The following is a 17,753-nucleotide window of genomic DNA, read 5'->3' as shown; positions in this document are numbered from 1 at the left end:
AATGGACGCGCAGCAGGCCTTGATGGTCGGGACCGAGTTGGATAGCCCACAGACTCTAGAAGAACTTATGCAGCTTAGCGCGGGCAGTGTGGCTGGCGCGCCGCAAGACGAGCTCAGTCTACATGAGCGTAGTTTATATGATCTTAGTCAAGCTGCAGATGGACAGGATGACGCTCATGCAGCTGTCTTATCACGCGCGCCGGGCACGATTCTCGCCGCCGAGGGAGCCCATTCTGAAACCGATGGTCAGGACGTCGCCACCATCACCGCTGCAACTCACGCCGCAGTAAATAAGGCGGCAAATCCTCTCGTCCAAGGGCCAATATTGGGGGCCGCAGAGCAGGACAATGGCGCCGCATCCCTTGAAGCTGATAGCGGCAAGTTGGCAGAGCAATCAGTGAAGGATGCGAGCATTGCGGCCCTCGACCCGCGTCAAGCGAGCGATCCCCGTCAAGGGATTGATATTCGCCAAGACGATGTGGTGACCACTTGGCTTGATGAGCAAACGGACTCCGCGCTGGAGTATAAACCAAGCGATTTTAAGCCATTGTCCGCCAGCCATTTGGCGAATTCCCAAGCCACAAGCCTACGGCCAGAACTGCCCTTGATCCCGATTTCCCTGCGCCAAGGGGGCGGGCAGACGCCAATGCAGGAGATGATCCAACGTTTTTCACCGCTGATGCAGCAGCAAATGATCGCTATGGTCAGCCAAGGGCTGCAGCAAGCCGAAATTCGTCTCGACCCACCTGAACTGGGGCATATGCTGGTGAAAATCCAAGTTCAAGGGGATCAAACTCAAGTGCAGTTTCAGGTGACACAATCCCAAACCCGCGAATTGGTTGAGCAGGCGATGCCACGGTTACGGGAATTATTATTAGAGCAAGGGATGCAGCTTGCCGATAGCCATGTGTCTCAGGGCGATCAAGGACAGCGGCGAGAGGGCGGTTTTGCCAATAGCCAAGAGCCCAATGTGAGCAATCTGGATGATTTCTCGGCAGAAGAGCTAGATTTAGGTTTAAATCAATCTATTAGTTTAACTTCGGGTATAGATTATTATGCTTAAGCAGGTAACCTATAGGGCCTAAGTGTTCAGTTACCGCAACCTAGGATGGCTAAGTCCTAGCCTGACTGGGGTTGAATCAACCGTAAAGAGTACCGTCCATGGCCAAGGAAGCAGCGTTAGAGCTAGAAAATATTGAGTCACCCAAAAGTAAAAAGAAACTTTATATCCTGATTGGGGTAGGTGTCTTGGTTGCGCTACTCATCGGGCTTGGAGCGTGGTTATTGCTGGGCAGCAGTAGCGACGAGAGCGCCGATGTCCCGCAAACGGCGCCAAATGCGCCCACCAGTGCGGATATGACCTTGGCAGTCTATGTGCCGATGCCACGCCCGTTTTTATTTAACCTCCCGGGGGCCAATCGTGCTCGGTTAGTGGAGATTAAAGTGCAGCTCATGGTACGAGGCCCCGATGATGGCGTTCTCACCCAAAAACATATCCCGTTGATTGAAGATGCCTTATTGACGACTTTCAGCGGTGCCGATGCCCAAAAGCTCAGCACTCAAGCGGGTAAAGATGAACTGCGCCAATTGGCGCTCCTGAGTGTGCAAAATACCTTGCAACCTGTCACGGGCCGCAAGGTAGTCGAAAAAGTGCTATTTACGGGTTTTGTGATGCAATAACCTTTTATTTTCAGCACCTAAAGAGGCAAAGCAAAATAGTGAGTGATTTATTAAGCCAAGACGAAATTGATGCGCTCTTGCATGGCGTTGACGATGTCGATGAGGATGAGGATCTCGAGCTCAACAAACAAGATGCTCGCTCCTACGACTTTTCATCCCAAGATCGCATTGTGCGTGGCCGTATGCCCACGCTGGAAATTGTCAACGAGCGTTTTGCCCGGCATTTGCGGATCAGCATGTTTAATATGATGCGCCGCGCCGCGGAAGTGTCGATCAATGGCGTCCAAATGCTCAAGTTTGGCGAATATGTGCATACGTTATTTGTGCCAACCAGCTTAAATATGGTGCGTTTTAACCCACTTAAGGGCACTGCGCTCATCACCATGGAAGCTCGCTTGGTGTTTATTTTGGTGGACAACTTTTTTGGCGGTGACGGTCGTTTCCATGCCAAAATCGAGGGGCGCGAATTTACCCCGACCGAGCGGCGCATTGTGCAGTTGCTGCTCAAAATCATCTTCGAAGATTATAAAGATGCTTGGGCGCCAGTGATGGATGTTGAGTTTGATTATCTGGACTCTGAAGTGAACCCCGCGATGGCCAACATCGTCAGCCCAACCGAAGTGGTGGTGATTAACTCGTTCCACATTGAGGTCGATGGCGGCGGCGGCGATTTTCATATCACTATGCCTTATTCGATGATCGAGCCTATCCGCGAGCTGCTTGACGCCGGGGTGCAAAGTGATAAGCAAGACACCGATATGCGTTGGTCGCAAGCACTCCATGATGAAATTATGGATGTGAAAGTGGGCATTGATGCCTGCGTGGTAGAGCATGAACTGACCCTAAGAGATGTGATGAACTTTAAAGCGGGGGACATTATTCCGATTGAGTTACCGGAATATATCATGATGAAAGTCGAAGACTTACCGACTTACCGCTGTAAAATGGGGCGCTCGCGCGATAACCTCGCCCTGAAAATTTGCGAGAAAATCCCCCGACCCGAAACGGTAAAATCCGAACTGCAATTGGTGACACGCAAAGGCAAAACCAGAGACATATCAGAATTATAAAGGTGAACTGAGATGAGTACAGAGGATGATTGGGCTGCGGCAATGGCTGAGCAAGCAATGGAAGAGGCCAATGCGATTGGCCTGGATGAGCTAGTCGATGACGCCGAGCCGATTAGCAAGGCAGAAGCCGCTAAACTCGATACGATTTTAGATATTCCTGTCACCATTTCGATGGAGGTGGGCCGCAGTTATATCAGTATTCGTAACCTCCTGCAGCTTAACCAAGGCTCGGTGGTTGAATTAGACCGCGTCGCCGGTGAGCCGCTGGATGTGATGGTTAACGGTACCCTTATCGCCCATGGCGAGGTGGTTGTGGTAAACGATAAATTTGGGATCCGGCTAACCGATGTGATCAGCCAAACTGAACGCATTAAAAAGCTGAAATAATGGCCACAAGATAAGTTGGAATTGCAGATGAGCACCTCGGGAATATGTCGTTTGGCAATCGCAGCCTCAACAGCTGGGGGATTGGCCGCCGCTAAGGCGATGTTAGCCTCTGTGGTGTTAGCGTTAGCCTCTGGGGTTGCTTGGGCGGCGGACAGCGCTTTGGCGCAGCCTGAGGTGAATACCGCCTCCGCTGCCACGGTAGCCCAGGCATCGCCCTTTGCCGCGGCGGGCAATATGCTTGGCGGCTTGATCTTGGTATTGCTGCTGATCTTTGTTTTAGCCTATTTGCTTAGGCGCTTAAATTTAGTGCCCACCCACCATAATGCCTTGAAAACGTTGGCCGTGACCTCCCTCGGGCAAAAGGAGCGCCTCGTGTTAGTGCAGGTCGGGGGGCAGCAGTACTTACTCGGCGTCAGTGCCCAGCAAGTGAATCTAATTGATAAATTGGCCGAGCCCATTGAGATTGAATCCGTCTCCTTTGCGGATAAGCTACGGCAGGCGAAATTAACACAATGATGAAATATATCCTCAGCGTAATCGGGCTTAGTATGCTGCTGTTCGCCCAAGCGGCGGGTGCGGCCGATGGCGTGCTGCCGGCGGTCACAGTCAAAACCGCAGCCGACGGTTCGACCGAATATTCAGTAACCATGCAAATTTTGTTACTGATGACCTCCTTAAGCTTTTTGCCCGCGATGGTCATTATGTTGACCTCGTTTACCCGCATTATTGTGGTGCTCTCTATCCTGCGCCAAGCCATTGGTTTACAACAAACTCCCTCAAATCAGGTGTTGATTGGGATGAGTTTGTTTATGACCTTTTTTATCATGGCGCCGGTGTTTGATAATATTTATGAACAGGGCGTTAAACCCTACATCGATGAGCAATTGACCCTGCAACAGGCCTTCGACAAGGGCAAAGAGCCGTTACGGGCGTTTATGTTAGGCCAAGTGCGCACCAGTGATTTACAAACCTTTATTGAGATTTCGGGTTATCAAAATATCAACAGCCCACAAGAAGCGCCCATGAGTGTGTTAGTCCCGGCGTTTATTACCAGCGAGCTTAAAACGGCCTTCCAAATTGGCTTTATGCTGTTTGTGCCGTTTTTGGTGTTGGATTTAGTTGTCGCCAGTATTTTGATGGCCATGGGGATGATGATGCTCTCGCCAATGATTGTCTCGTTACCTTTTAAGATCATGCTGTTTGTGTTGGTCGACGGTTGGGGGCTCGTGATGGGGACCTTAGCCAATAGTTTTGGTTAGGTGAGCGAGACAGCATCATGACCCCAGAAGCTCTGATCGATATCTTCCGTGAAGCCCTGACCGTCATCGTCGTGATGGTGTCGGCGATTGTGTTACCCGGCCTTGGGATCGGCTTGATTGTTGCCGTGTTTCAGGCCGCCACCTCAATTAACGAACAAACCTTAAGTTTTTTACCGCGTTTATTAGTGACCCTGTTTGCTATGATGTTTCTCGGCCATTGGTTGGTGGCGACGCTGACGGATTTTTTTATCGAGATGGTTAACCGTATTCCCCAAGTAATAGGTTGATAGCGCCTATGGAACTCTTGCTCGATACCCTCATGCAAACGCTGGCCTCATACCTATGGCCATTATTCAGGGTGGCGAGCATGTTGATGGTGATGGTGGTATTTGGTGCGGCAACGACGCCAATGCGCGTGCGGTTATTGCTGGCGATGGCCATTACCTTTGCGATTGCGCCAGTGTTACCCCCTGTCGAAAATGCCGATTTATTTTCCTTAGGGGCGATGTTTATTACGGCGCAGCAGATCATCATCGGCAGTGCCATGGGGTTTGTCACCCAAATGCTGATCCAGACGTTTGTGCTAACGGGGCAAATTATTGGGATGCAAACCAGTTTGGGGTTTGCCTCTATGGTTGACCCAGGTTCTGGGCAACAAACCCCGGTCATTGGTAACTTTTTCCTGTTACTGGCCACCTTGATTTTTTTGGCGGTCGATGGCCATTTATTAATGATCCGCATGGTTGTTGAAAGTTTTACGACCCTACCTATTGCTAATGAAGGCCTCACGCTCAGCAGTTATCGCTCGCTGGCCCAGTGGGGCTCTTACATGTTTGGCGCGGCGTTGACTATGTCGATGTCGGCCATTATTGCGCTGTTATTGGTTAACCTCGCCTTTGGGGTGATGACGCGCGCCGCGCCGCAACTCAATATTTTTTCTATTGGTTTTCCAATCACTATGATTGGTGGCTTAGTGATCCTGTGGTTAACGCTCACACCGGTCATGGCGCATTTTGATGAGGTGTGGGCGGCGGCTCAGCTATTGCTCTGTGATATGTTGGCGCTCGAGTGTATGGCCGATGGGATGCGTTAAGGTGATAGGAGTGCTCCATGGCTGAAGAAAGCAGTGGTGAACGCAGTGAACAGCCCACGGGGAGGCGCCTTGAACAGGCCCGTGAAAAGGGGCAGGTCGCTCGCTCTAAAGAATTAGGCACTGCTGCCGTGTTACTTGCCGCGGCGACGGGATTATATATGCTAGGCCCAAGCATTGGCACTGGCCTCACCCGCGTGTTTGAGCGAATTTTTACCATGGATCGCGCGCAAATCTTCGATACTAATCACATGCTGAATGTGTGGGGCGTGGTTGCAACTGAGCTTGCTTGGCCTATGTTGCAACTTATGTTGCTGATCGCCGTGGTGGCCTTTATTGGCAATATCGCGTTGGGTGGGATGAATTTTTCCAGCAAAGCTATGATGCCCAAAGCCAGCAAAATGAGCCCGCTGGCAGGATTTAAGCGGATGTTTGGTGTGCAAGCTTTGGTTGAGCTAACCAAGGGGATTGCCAAGTTCTCCGTCGTGGCATTATCGGCCTATTTACTCTTAAGTTACTATTTTAAAGATATTTTACTTCTCTCCAGCGATCATCTTCCGGGTAACGTATATCATGCGTTATCGTTGCTTATTTGGATGTTTATCCTGCTATGTGCTTCAGTGTTATTGATCGTGGTGATTGATGCGCCCTACCAAGTATGGAATCACAATAAGCAGCTTAAAATGACCAAGCAGGAAGTGAAGGATGAATATAAGGACACCGAGGGCAAACCCGAGGTTAAAGGCCGCATCCGACAAATGCAGCGGGAGTTGGCTCAGCGGCGTATGATGGCCGAAGTGCCTAACGCCGATGTTATTGTCGTCAACCCTGAGCACTATGCGGTAGCGATTAAGTATGATGTTAAGCGCTCGCCAGCACCGTTTGTTGTCGCTAAAGGGGTCGATGAGGTGGCCTTTAAAATTCGTGAAATCGCCAGAGCCCACAATATTGTGATTGTGTCCGCCCCCCCGTTAGCCAGGGCGATTTATCATACGACTAAGCTAGATCAACAAATTCCTGATGGGCTATTTACCGCCGTCGCTCAGGTGTTAGCCTATGTCTTTCAGCTGCGCCAGTACCAAAAGGGACGCGGGCGCAAGCCTATCCCGATCCCGCTCAATCAACCTATCCCTGACGAGTTAAAGCATTAACCTGTGCCAACGCGCGGTGCTATTTAAGTGATGGATTTCTGTACTGATAGTTGTAGTAATTGGCGTGATACTTGCTTTATGGCGTTAACCGTCAAAATTTAGGTTTAAGTGAATGGATGTAAAAGCGGCACTCGGTCAAGTCAAGCAAATTAGGCTCAGCACCTTTAAAGGCATTGGGACTCCCTTGCTGGTACTTGCAGCATTAGCGATGATAGTGTTGCCAATCCCGCCGTTCCTCCTCGATATTTTATTTTCTTTTAATATTGCCCTCGCTCTTATCGTCTTGTTAGTGGCGATTTACACCGATAGACCCTTAGATTTTGCCGCCTTCCCAACGGTGCTGCTGGTGGCCACGCTATTGCGATTGGCTTTAAACGTCGCATCGACCCGGGTCGTATTACTCGAAGGCCATAATGGCGCGGATGCAGCGGGTAAGGTGATTGAAGCCTTTGGCAACGTGGTGATAGGTGGCAACTATGCGGTTGGCTTAGTCGTATTTATCATTCTGATTATTATCAACTTTGTGGTAGTCACTAAGGGTGCTGGGCGGATTGCAGAAGTGAGCGCCCGCTTTACCTTAGACGCGATGCCCGGCAAACAAATGGCGATTGACGCCGATCTCAATGCGGGAACACTCAATCAAGAACAAGCGCGCCTACGTCGGGCGGAAGTGACCCGCGAAGCGGACTTTTATGGGGCGATGGACGGTGCTTCTAAGTTTGTTAAAGGGGATGCGGTCGCGGGGATCATGATCCTCGTGATCAACATTGTCGGTGGGTTGATTATCGGTTTAGTTCAGCATGGGCTGACATTCTCCCAGGCCGTTGAAATCTATACCCTATTAACCATAGGTGATGGCCTAGTTGCCCAAATTCCCGGGTTATTACTGTCGATTGCCGCCGCCCTGATGGTGACTCGCCAAAATGAGTCCGGGGATATGGGACAAATGCTGATGAGTCAGATGTTTGACAGTCACAAGTCTCTGGCCATTGCCGCGGGTGTGTTAGCGGTGATGGGGATTGTCCCCGGTATGCCCCATGTGGCCTTTTTAAGTTTTGCGCTTATCACCGCAGGCGCTGCCTATTTTGTCTTCAAACGTAACGAAGCGAAGCGCGTAAAAGCCTTAGAGCAGGTAAAATCCGGTCCGATTGATAAACAGGAGCGTGAGCCTAAAGAGCTCAGTTGGGATGATGTGCATCATGTTGATACCATTGGCCTTGAGGTTGGATATCGATTAATCCCCTTGGTTGACAAGAGTCAAGGCGGCGAATTACTGAGTCGGATCAAAGGGGTGCGTAAAAAGCTTTCCCAAGAATTGGGCTTCCTTGTGCCATCGGTGCATATTCGCGATAACTTGGATTTATCGCCAAATGCCTATCGTATTTCCCTTATGGGCGTCGTGGTCGGGGAGGCGGACATTCGCCATGACTGCGAGCTGGCGATTAACCCAGGGCAAGTGTATGGCAAGCTTGATGGAATAGAAACGCGCGATCCCGCCTTTGGCCTCGAGGCGGTGTGGATTGCTCCTGAGCTGCGTGAACACGCGCAAACCTTAGGTTACACCGTTGTTGATGCCGCCACTGTGGTAGCGACGCACATTAGTCAATTACTGACCAATAATGCGGCGAAACTACTGGGCTATGAGGAAGTGCAACAACTGCTTGATATGCTGGCAAAATACTCGCCTAAGCTGGTGGATGGCTTTATTCCGGATGTGATGTCCCTTGGCCATGTGGTCAAAGTCATGCAAAACCTACTCAATGAAGGAGTATCGGTTAGAGACTTGCGCACAATCGTGCAAACTTTGTTAGAATACGGCCCCAAGAGCAATGATACCGAAGTGTTGACCGCTGCGGTGCGTATTGCATTGAAGCGCATGATCGTCCAAGAAATTTCTGGTCCTGAGCCAGAAATCCCCGTCATAACTTTGGCGCCAGAATTGGAACAGATGTTGCATCAATCAATGCAAGCAACCGGTGGGGATGGACCCAATATCGAGCCAGGGCTTGCTGAGCGTATGCAAAAATCCCTCGCGGATGCGGCTCAGCGGCAAGAAATGGTCGGGCAGCCCGCCATATTGCTAACGTCAGGTATGTTACGTGCGACCCTGTCGCGTTTTGTTAAACATACTATTCCGAATCTCAGAGTGATTTCTTATCAAGAAATCCCCGATGAAAAGCAAATACGCATCGTATCTGCCGTGGGTCAGTAGAGGACGCCTAAGTGAAGATTAAACGATTTTTTGCCAAAGACATGCGTGCGGCGCTGGCCCAGGTGAAAGACACGCTCGGCTCCGATGCGGTGATCATGTCAAATAAGAAGGTTAACGGCGGTATCGAAATTGTCGCCGCGGTCGATTACGACGAGCCAAAGGCAAAAGTCTCGGCGCCTGCGCCAACCTTTATGGATGTGAGTGACGATAAGGTTTCCCTCGGAGGCCATCCTCCGGTGCGCGCCGAAAGTCGTGGACCCTTTACCCGAGCTGGCGCTGGCGCACCTTTGCCGACCGCTACGGCGAGTGTATCGTCATCAGCTGCGCCCGCCGATTCTTTACAGGCGCTGCTCGAAAAACAGCAAAGCCGTTTACATCAACAGTTATCTTATCAGCAAGCTGAAACCGATCTCCCTGCCTGGGCTAAGGAACTGCAAGCACCGACGGCGGCTAAGGCTGAGCGCCGCGATGGGCCCAAAGCGCTCGATAAAAAATCCCATACCAGCCAAAAACAACATGGTGAAATGGAAGCGCTGCGGGATGAGTTGGCCTCGTTACGCCATTTACTCACCCATCAAGTGTCATCTTTAATGACGGAGCATAAACAGCGGGTGGATCCGGTGGGGGCAATGCTTGAAGCTAAGTTGCTCGAGGCTGAATTTTCCCCCGCGCTTGCGGCAAAATTAGCGGCCTTAAGTGAGCATTACACCCCCGCAGAACTGGTTAAAGCCTTGCCACAAAGTTTAGCCAATATGCTAGATAATCAAGGTGATGATATTGTTAGGCAGGGTGGGGTAGTGGCATTAGTGGGCCCAACGGGCGTGGGTAAAACCACCTCGCTTGCCAAACTCGCGGCGCGATTTGCCGCCCATCACGGCCCTGAACAAGTGGCCTTGATCACGACGGATCATTATCGGATTGGTGCGTATGAGCAATTGGCCACCTATGGCAAAATCATGGGGTGTCCGGTAAAACAAGCCCATGATCTTAATGAGCTTGAGCAAATTTTGTATCAGTTTCGCAATCGCAAGTTAGTCCTGATTGATACCGCCGGCATGGGCCAAAGGGATCTGCGACTCTACCAGCAACTTGATAATTTAACGGCAAATAGCAGAATACCTATTCGCAGTTATCTGGTACTGTCAGCCACCGGACAACGTCGCGTGTTGCAAGATGCTGTTAATCATTTTAAACGTATTCCCTTGGCCGGTGCCGTCCTGACGAAACTCGATGAGTCCGTGTCGCTCGCCGGGGCATTGAGTGTGTTGATCCAAAGTGGCTTACCCTTAAGTTATGTTACCGATGGACAAAGAGTGCCCGAAGATATGCAAGTCGCCGATACTTTACTGCTGGCACAGCAGGCACTAGCGGCATTAGAAAATACCGAACAACCCGCATTACAAGACATCGCGTGGTCAGATAATCTGACCTGTGCATTTGAGTAGAGTTATGACCCTAGATCAAGCAAGTGGTTTACGTATGATGAATCAACCCTATAACGAAAAAGTGAAAGTAATCGCTGTCACAGGCGGCAAAGGTGGCGTGGGCAAAACCAGTGTCTCAATTAATACCGCGGTGGCCTTGGCTGAAAAAGGCAAGCGTGTCTTAGTGCTTGACGCAGACCTAGGTTTAGCCAATGTTGATGTGATGTTGGGGATCCGGGCGGAGCGTAATCTCTCCCATGTATTATCGGGCGACGCTGAGCTCGATGACATTATTGTGCGCGGACCGAAAGGGATTGGCATTGTGCCGGCGACTTCAGGGACCCAAGGCATGGTTGAGCTCAGTCCAGCACAACACGCTGGATTAATTCGGGCGTTTAGTGAGATGCGCACCCAATTTGATATTCTCGTGGTCGATACCGCGGCAGGCATTTCGGATATGGTGCTGAGTTTTTCGCGCGCATCCCAAGATGTGCTCATCGTGGTGTGTGATGAGCCGACCTCGATTACCGATGCCTATGCCCTGATCAAAATTCTGAGTCGTGAGCATGGGGTGTTTAGGTTTAAGATTGTCGCCAATATGGTGCGCAGCCTGCGGGAAGGGATGGAACTGTTTGCCAAGCTCAGCAAAGTCACCGATCGCTTTTTAGATGTGGCCCTTGAACTGGTGGCAACGATTCCTTTTGATGAAAACTTGCGCAAATCGGTACGTAAACAAAAGCTCGTGGTTGAGGCTTATCCTAAGTCTCCCGCCTCCATTGCTTACCAAGGTTTAGCCAATAAAATCTTGAGTTGGCCAATACCACAGCAGCCGGGCGGCCATTTGGAGTTTTTTGTTGAGAGATTAGTGCAACGCTCTGATATTAAAGAGGACGGTGCGAGTGAATAAAGCCTCCGCGTATACTTGTTTAAACCATAAATCTTCTATTGTTGAACAGTATGCACCGTTGGTTAAAAGAATTGCACATCACCTGCTGGCAAGATTACCTGCATCCGTGCAGTTAGATGATTTACTGCAAGCCGGAATGATGGGGCTGCTTGAGGCATCATCTAAGTATGATGGTGGGAAAGGTGCAAAATTTGAAACCTTCGCCGGCATACGGATCCGGGGCGCGATGTTGGATGAAATTCGTCGGGGTGATTGGGTGCCGCGCTCGGTGCACCGAAACAATCGCAGAGTTGCCCAAGCCATTGATGAGTTAGAGCAAACCTTGGGTCGTGATGCGCGCGACACAGAAATTGCAGAAAAACTTGCCATGACGCTCGATGAGTACCATCATATCCTCAACGATGTTTCTGTCGGGAAAATCATAGGGATAGAAGATCTTGAGGTGTCGCAAGATATCCTCACGTTTGGGGATACGACAGATGATGCGGCCTTTGAAGCGCTGGCAGAGACACAATTTCATTCAGCCCTCGTTGAGGCGATTAAATTGTTGCCCGAAAGAGATGCATTAGTATTATCGCTTTATTACGATGAAGCATTGAATTTAAAAGAGATTGGCGCCATTCTTGAGGTCAGCGAATCGCGGGTTAGCCAGATATTAAGTCAGGCTATGTTGCGATTAAAAGGCAAACTCAAGCATTGGACATAAGTATCATTATTAATTGAGCAGCAAATGCCTGCTTACCGGAGGAAATCTTGGACAAGAATATGAAGATTCTCATTGTTGACGACTTTTCGACAATGAGGCGTATCATCAAGAACTTGTTGCGAGACTTGGGCTTTAACAATACCCAAGAAGCAGACGATGGTTCAACCGCCCTGCCAATGTTACAAAAGGGTGACTTTGATTTTGTTGTAACAGATTGGAATATGCCAGGTATGCAAGGTATTGATCTGTTAAAGGCTATTCGTGCAGACGAGTCACTCAAACATTTACCGGTGTTGATGGTCACCGCCGAAGCTAAACGTGAACAAATTATTGCCGCCGCTCAAGCCGGCGTGAATGGTTATGTGGTTAAACCTTTCACTGCAGCAACGTTAAAAGAGAAGTTAGACAAAATATTTGAACGACTCGCTTAAGCAAGGATGAGCTATGACGATATCGACATCAGGGCTCATCACCCTTGAGCAAGCTCAGCATTTAGTGGAATTATTAACTGCGGGCGAGCAAAACCAAGCGGATGATCTATTTCGAGAACTTGCTGTCCCCATCCAAAGAGAGCTATTTGATGAAGTTGGCAAATTAACGCGACAACTGCACAGTGCGCTCAAGGATTTTCACATTGATAATCGCCTGATTGAATTAACCAACACAGAAATCCCTGATGCTAGGCAACGCTTAAATTATGTCATTGATATGACTGAACAAGCGGCGAATAAAACCATGGATGCCGTTGAAGCTTGTTTGCCCTTAGCCAATGCATTGACGGCGAATATTGCCAGGGTATTGCCGACGTGGGACAAATTAATGCGTCGAGAAATTGCCCTCAGCGAATTTAAGGCGCTTTGTCATGATGTGCAGCAGTTGATGCGCGCAAGTGAACTGGACTCCAATCAGTTGCGGGAGTTGCTCAATCAAATTTTGATGGCACAGGATTTCCAAGATCTGACCGGGCAAATGATCCGCCGGGTGATCGATCTTGTCATGGAAGTGGAAAGTAATTTGGTGTCAATGTTGACGGTATTTGGGGAACAGCCGCCAATCGACAATCAAATGACTCATAAAAATAATATTGAAGCCGAAGGGCCGATAATGAACGCCGCGCTGCGTCAGGATGTTGTCACAGGGCAGGATGACGTGGATGATTTGCTATCGAGCCTAGGTTTTTAACGGGGAGTTAATTTGATGGCCTTTGATGTAGATGAAGAAATACTCCAAGACTTTTTGATTGAAGCAGGCGAGATTTTAGAACTGCTGCAGGAGCAATTGGTTGCCCTAGAAAACAACCCTGATGATACCGCCTTGCTCAATGCCATTTTTAGGGGATTTCATACCGTAAAGGGCGGCGCTGGCTTTTTGGGGTTAACCCCCATGGTTGATGTCTGCCATGAGGCAGAAAACACCTTTGACTTATTGCGGACCGGCAAACGCAGTGTGAATGCAGAATTGATGGATATTATTCTGCAGGCCGTCGATGCCATTAATACCATGTTTGCACAGACCCAGCAGGGCCAAGAGCAGGAGCCCGCCGAGGCGAGCCTACTGGCCAAGTTAAAAATGCTGAGCTCCGGCGCGCCACTGACCTTGAGCGCATCGCAAGCTGACCCCGTCTCGCCGCAGGTGACCGCCGCTAAGACCACTTCATCAGCTAATGTCACTTCATCAGCCAATGCCACATGCTCAGCGGCCATCACTCCTCCCGAACATACCTTAGAAAGTCCGTTAATGACGCCGCCAACGGCGTCGAGCTCAGCCAACAATGAGATATCGGCAATTGATGAGATAGATGAGGCCGAATTTGAAGCGCTATTAGATGCCTTACATGGCGTCGGTAAAGGTCCCGCAGCAGCCACACCTGCAATGAGCTCATCTGCAGTTGCGACATCCGCCGCTGCCGTTTCAACAACAGGCGCGCTATCTAGCCATGGGGTAGGGGCGACTGACGATATCACCGACGATGAGTTTGAGGCCTTATTGGATGAATTGCACGGCTCGGGTCAATTTAAAGTCGATGCAGTGGTTAACGCCAATAGCCCGTCTCATGGCCAACATGATAAGCCCAAAGCGGCAGATACCCCCGTCACAGCCGTGGATGCTGATGAAATTACCGATGAAGAATTTGAGCGCTTACTCGATGAGTTGCACGGGAAAGGTGGCGCACCAGCAAGAGCCAACGCAGCGACGTTAGCCCAAGGGGCCGCGAGTGGCGCGTCGGTTACACACGCGTCAGCAAATCAGCCTTCAGCCAATCAAGCATCAGCCGCTCAGTTAACCGCAGAGCCACTCGGCGCCGAAAAATTAGCGGCTGAAAAACCTGCCCCTAAGGTAGCCCCTGTGGCCAATGTGCCGCAGGCTGAAACCACAGTGCGGGTCGATACCGCCAGGCTTGACCAGATCATGAACATGGTGGGCGAGCTGGTATTAGTGCGTAACCGACTCGTGAGCTTAGGCGTGAGCCGAGATGACGAGGAAATGTCAAAGGCGCTCGCCAACCTTGACCTCGTGACCGCGGATCTGCAAGGCGCCGTGATGAAAACCCGGATGCAACCGATTAAAAAAGTGTTCGGGCGTTTTCCACGGGTGGTGCGTGATTTAGCCCGTTCATTAAATAAAGAAATTGATCTGGTGATGGTCGGTGAAGAGACCGATCTGGATAAAAACTTGGTCGAAGCCCTCGCCGATCCCCTCGTGCATTTAGTGCGTAACTCCGTTGACCATGGCATTGAAATGCCGGCTGATCGTGAAGCGCTTGGTAAACCCAGAACGGGGACCATCACTTTATCGGCGAGCCAAGAAGGCGACCATATCTTGCTAAAAATTGAAGATGATGGCGCAGGCATGGACCCTGAAAAGCTCAAACAAATTGCGATCAAACGCGGCGTGCTCGATGAAGATGCCGCAGCGCGGATGACCGATAATGATGCCTATAACCTGATATTTGCCCCGGGATTTTCAACCAAAGTCGAGATTTCGGATATTTCAGGCCGCGGTGTGGGGATGGATGTGGTGAAAACCCGCATCAGCCAACTCAATGGCACAGTGCATATCGATTCCCACAAGGGTAAAGGGACCATCCTTGAGATAAAAGTACCGCTAACCTTAGCCATTATGCCCACCCTGATGGTGGATGTGGCCAAGCAAATATTTGCCTTGCCACTCTCGAGTGTGAATGAAATTTTCCACCTTGATCTGACGAAAACCAATATCGTCGATGGGCAATTGACCGTCATCGTGCGCAATAAAGCGGTGCCTTTATTTTATTTAGAGCAGTGGTTACATCGTAATAAAACCCAGTTTAAACATGGTGATAAAAAGCATGGTCATGTGGTGATTGTGCAACTTGGCATGATGCAAATTGGCTTTGTAGTCGATGCCTTGATTGGCCAAGAAGAAGTGGTGATTAAACCCTTGGGGGCGATGTTACATGGTACGCCTGGCATGGCTGGCGCTACTATTACCTCGGATGGCGGTATTGCGCTGATTTTAGATGTGCCTGGATTATTAAAGCACTACGCTAAAAATAAACATTAGTTTCCAAACGAAGGAATGGCATGACCATTAAAGTATTAGTCGTTGATGACTCAAGTTTTTTCAGAAGACGAGTGAGCGAGATAGTCAATCAAGATCCTGAGTTGGAAGTGATAGCAACGGCCTCGAATGGGGCCGAAGCCGTTAAACTGGCCGCGGAGCTTAATCCACAAGTCATCACTATGGATATTGAAATGCCAGTGATGGATGGGATCACCGCGGTGCGTGAAATCATGGCTAAGTCGCCAACGCCCATCTTGATGTTTTCGTCATTGACTCACGACGGTGCTAAAGCGACTCTGGATGCCCTCGATGCCGGGGCGCTGGATTTCTTGCCTAAACGTTTTGAAGATATCGCCACGAATAAAGATCAAGCGATTTTACTCTTGCAGCAAAGGGTTAAGGCTTTAGGACGCCGCCGGTTATTTCGGCCGATAGCGCGTCCAGTTGCGCAGACCGCCGCGCCTCGCGTTAGTGAGCGCGCTAATGATCGCGTTAGTGATCGCATTAGTGCTCGTGTGGGCGCAGCGCAGCCTTTAGCACCAACGCCATCATCCACAGCTGTGGCTTCTCAAACCGTGACCCCGGCGGCCTCCCAACGTGCCTCTGCAGCAGGTTTTCGACCCAGTGGTAAACACTATAAGTTATTGCTGATTGGCACTTCCACTGGCGGGCCGGTGGCATTACAGAAGATTTTGACGCAATTTCCGGCGCATTATCCTCACCCAATATTGCTGATCCAGCATATGCCTGCGGCCTTTACCCCCGCCTTTGCCAATCGCTTAAATGGACTGTGTAAGATTGAAGTAAAAGAAGCGGTTAATGGGGATCTTTTGCGTCCGGGCTGCGCGTATTTAGCTCCCGGAGGCATGCAGATGATGGTTGAGCGCAGCGGCAGCAGTGGCCGCATTAAAGTGCTCGCCGGGAATGTAGAGATGAACTATAAGCCCAGTGTGGATATCACCTTTGCCTCGGCCTCCAAACATTTTGGCGGCGATGTGCTGGCAGTGGTGTTAACCGGAATGGGCGCCGATGGGCGCGAGGGCGCGCGGATGTTAAAGGCCGCTGGCGCTACGATTTGGGCTCAGGATGAAGCCAGTTGTGTAGTTTATGGTATGCCCCAAGCGGTAGTGAGCGCCGGGATTGCCTCACAGGTATTTTCACTCGATAACATGGCAGAATCGATTTTAAAAGAGTCTTGCCGTGGCTAAGGTCAGTTCGACAGTAAGCACTAACATCGTGCTTATTTGGGTGTTGCTCGCAATCGGGATTTTCGCCTTAGGTGGGTTAACGCTCGATTATCGCCATAAGATCGCTTTGCTCAAGGCAGAAGTTAAGCATTTAGAAGCCAGTCAAGTGCTGTTGATGGTGCCAGAGCAGCACGCCGAGGCGATTGCAACATGGCTAACTCAGCATCCTGAGCAAACGCAGCTGATGTTAGCCGCCAGCGCTCAAAGCCAGGTTAATTCGGACTCGATAGCTCCACGTTCGGTGATCCTTGCGCCCGATGCTGTAAAAAATCCCGCGCCACCTTTGGCGCTGGCAGCGGCTCCTGCATCGGCGACTGGCTCAGTTGAACAAACGAGCGCGAAGGCAGGGCCTCATGCCGTACCCATAGTCATCTCCGAAAATGCCGATGGGGTGAAGGTGATCCGTCTACCCGAGGGGGGGATTCGGGTGACAACGAGAGACGCCCAATAGCCCGTTGGCCGAGACGTTATTGATGCCCATGCTATCGATACCGATGTAATCGACGTTTACGCAATCGATACCCGTACAATCGATACCCATATCGGGACACGTGAACGCAATGCTCGCTTGATTGTTCGGGTGGTTATCGATAACAGGCTCTCATTAAATAAGAGCAAGACAATATGAATAATTGCAAAGCGCATTAGGGGGAACAGCTTGAAGGTCTGGACCATAGCGAATCAAAAGGGTGGCGTCGGTAAAACAACCACGGTCGCGAGCTTAGCCGGCGTGCTGACGCAACGGGGAAAGCGAGTGTTGATGATTGACACCGATCCCCATGCTTCGCTGGGCTATTATTTGGGCATCGATCCGGAAGAAGTGCCCGGTTCGCTCTTTGATGTGTTTCTCGCTCATCAGCGGTTAACCCCCGAGTTGGTACTTGCTCACATTGTCCCGACCCAAATAGATGGGCTGGATCTTCTCCCCGCGACAATGGCACTCGCAACCCTTGATCGAGCCTTAGGGCAGCAGGAGGGGATGGGGCTGGTGCTACGTAACCTCCTGGCTTTGGTTGCGGATAAGTATGATGTGGCAATTATTGATTGTCCGCCCGTATTAGGGGTGTTGATGGTCAA

The 17,753-nt window shown here is 50.4% G+C and carries 19 protein-coding genes; all 19 read left to right on the top strand.

The features are described from left to right. A partial coding sequence (locus ACRCZA_RS14715) for a flagellar hook-length control protein FliK (protein WP_438675149.1) occupies positions 1–1,063 on the top strand: 1,063 nt, incomplete at its 5' end. A 98-nt stretch (positions 1,064–1,161) separates the two neighbouring features. Next, entirely contained in the window at positions 1,162–1,680 is a 519-nt protein-coding gene (gene fliL / locus ACRCZA_RS14710; RefSeq protein WP_438675148.1) for a flagellar basal body-associated protein FliL, read from the top strand. A gap of 38 nt (positions 1,681–1,718) precedes the next feature. Further along, on the top strand, positions 1,719–2,750 hold the full coding sequence (fliM, locus tag ACRCZA_RS14705; RefSeq protein ID WP_438675147.1) for a flagellar motor switch protein FliM: 1,032 nt from the start codon (positions 1,719–1,721) through the stop codon (positions 2,748–2,750). A 12-nt stretch (positions 2,751–2,762) separates the two neighbouring features. Next, positions 2,763–3,137 (top strand): flagellar motor switch protein FliN, encoded by a 375-nt coding sequence (gene fliN, locus ACRCZA_RS14700; protein ID WP_438675146.1) that lies wholly within the window; start codon positions 2,763–2,765, stop codon positions 3,135–3,137. 99 nt (positions 3,138–3,236) lie between these two features. After that, positions 3,237–3,653, top strand: a complete 417-nt coding sequence (fliO, locus tag ACRCZA_RS14695) for a flagellar biosynthetic protein FliO (protein ID WP_438675150.1) — start codon at positions 3,237–3,239, stop codon at positions 3,651–3,653. After that, the gene (gene fliP, locus ACRCZA_RS14690; protein WP_438675145.1) at positions 3,650–4,396 is read left to right on the top strand and encodes a flagellar type III secretion system pore protein FliP; all 747 of its coding nucleotides are present in this window, start codon (positions 3,650–3,652) and stop codon (positions 4,394–4,396) included. The genes fliO and fliP overlap by 4 nt, the downstream gene beginning before the upstream one ends. Before the next feature lie 17 nt (positions 4,397–4,413). Beyond that, on the top strand, positions 4,414–4,683 hold the full coding sequence (gene fliQ, locus ACRCZA_RS14685; protein ID WP_438675144.1) for a flagellar biosynthesis protein FliQ: 270 nt from the start codon (positions 4,414–4,416) through the stop codon (positions 4,681–4,683). Positions 4,684–4,691: 8 nt separating this feature from the next. Further along, positions 4,692–5,489 (top strand): flagellar biosynthetic protein FliR, encoded by a 798-nt coding sequence (gene fliR, locus ACRCZA_RS14680; protein WP_438675143.1) that lies wholly within the window; start codon positions 4,692–4,694, stop codon positions 5,487–5,489. A gap of 17 nt (positions 5,490–5,506) precedes the next feature. Then, a complete protein-coding gene (gene flhB / locus ACRCZA_RS14675; RefSeq protein WP_438675142.1) occupies positions 5,507–6,637 on the top strand; it encodes a flagellar biosynthesis protein FlhB in 1,131 nt (376 codons plus the stop codon). Between the two features lie 112 nt (positions 6,638–6,749). Continuing rightward, positions 6,750–8,849: a flagellar biosynthesis protein FlhA gene (flhA, locus tag ACRCZA_RS14670; protein ID WP_438675141.1), complete on the top strand. Its 2,100-nt coding sequence runs from the start codon at positions 6,750–6,752 to the stop codon at positions 8,847–8,849. Between the two features lie 11 nt (positions 8,850–8,860). Then, on the top strand, positions 8,861–10,294 hold the full coding sequence (gene flhF / locus ACRCZA_RS14665; RefSeq protein WP_438675140.1) for a flagellar biosynthesis protein FlhF: 1,434 nt from the start codon (positions 8,861–8,863) through the stop codon (positions 10,292–10,294). 4 nt (positions 10,295–10,298) lie between these two features. Beyond that, entirely contained in the window at positions 10,299–11,180 is an 882-nt protein-coding gene (locus ACRCZA_RS14660) for a MinD/ParA family protein (protein WP_438675139.1), read from the top strand. Continuing rightward, positions 11,173–11,886, top strand: coding sequence for an RNA polymerase sigma factor FliA (locus ACRCZA_RS14655; protein WP_438675138.1), 714 nt, complete (start codon positions 11,173–11,175; stop codon positions 11,884–11,886). The genes ACRCZA_RS14660 and ACRCZA_RS14655 overlap by 8 nt, the downstream gene beginning before the upstream one ends. Positions 11,887–11,933: 47 nt before the next feature. After that, positions 11,934–12,317, top strand: a complete 384-nt coding sequence (gene cheY, locus ACRCZA_RS14650) for a chemotaxis response regulator CheY (protein ID WP_438675137.1) — start codon at positions 11,934–11,936, stop codon at positions 12,315–12,317. Positions 12,318–12,330: 13 nt separating this feature from the next. Next, a complete protein-coding gene (locus ACRCZA_RS14645) occupies positions 12,331–13,068 on the top strand; it encodes a protein phosphatase CheZ (RefSeq protein WP_438675136.1) in 738 nt (245 codons plus the stop codon). Between the two features lie 15 nt (positions 13,069–13,083). Beyond that, the gene (locus ACRCZA_RS14640; protein ID WP_438675135.1) at positions 13,084–15,429 is read left to right on the top strand and encodes a chemotaxis protein CheA; all 2,346 of its coding nucleotides are present in this window, start codon (positions 13,084–13,086) and stop codon (positions 15,427–15,429) included. 20 nt (positions 15,430–15,449) lie between these two features. After that, positions 15,450–16,637, top strand: coding sequence for a protein-glutamate methylesterase/protein-glutamine glutaminase (locus ACRCZA_RS14635; RefSeq protein ID WP_438675134.1), 1,188 nt, complete (start codon positions 15,450–15,452; stop codon positions 16,635–16,637). Continuing rightward, entirely contained in the window at positions 16,630–17,127 is a 498-nt protein-coding gene (locus ACRCZA_RS14630; protein WP_438675133.1) for a membrane anchored protein in chemotaxis locus, read from the top strand. The genes ACRCZA_RS14635 and ACRCZA_RS14630 overlap by 8 nt, the downstream gene beginning before the upstream one ends. Positions 17,128–17,334: 207 nt before the next feature. Continuing rightward, positions 17,335–17,753, top strand: a 419-nt coding sequence (locus ACRCZA_RS14625; protein ID WP_438675132.1) for a ParA family protein, incomplete at its 3' end; no start/stop codon positions are given.

The organism is Shewanella sp., assembly GCF_051658185.1.
Lineage (GTDB): Bacteria > Pseudomonadota > Gammaproteobacteria > Enterobacterales > Shewanellaceae > Shewanella.
Note: the sequence above shows the minus strand (reverse complement) of the source record. Positions and strands in the feature narration are given on the sequence as shown.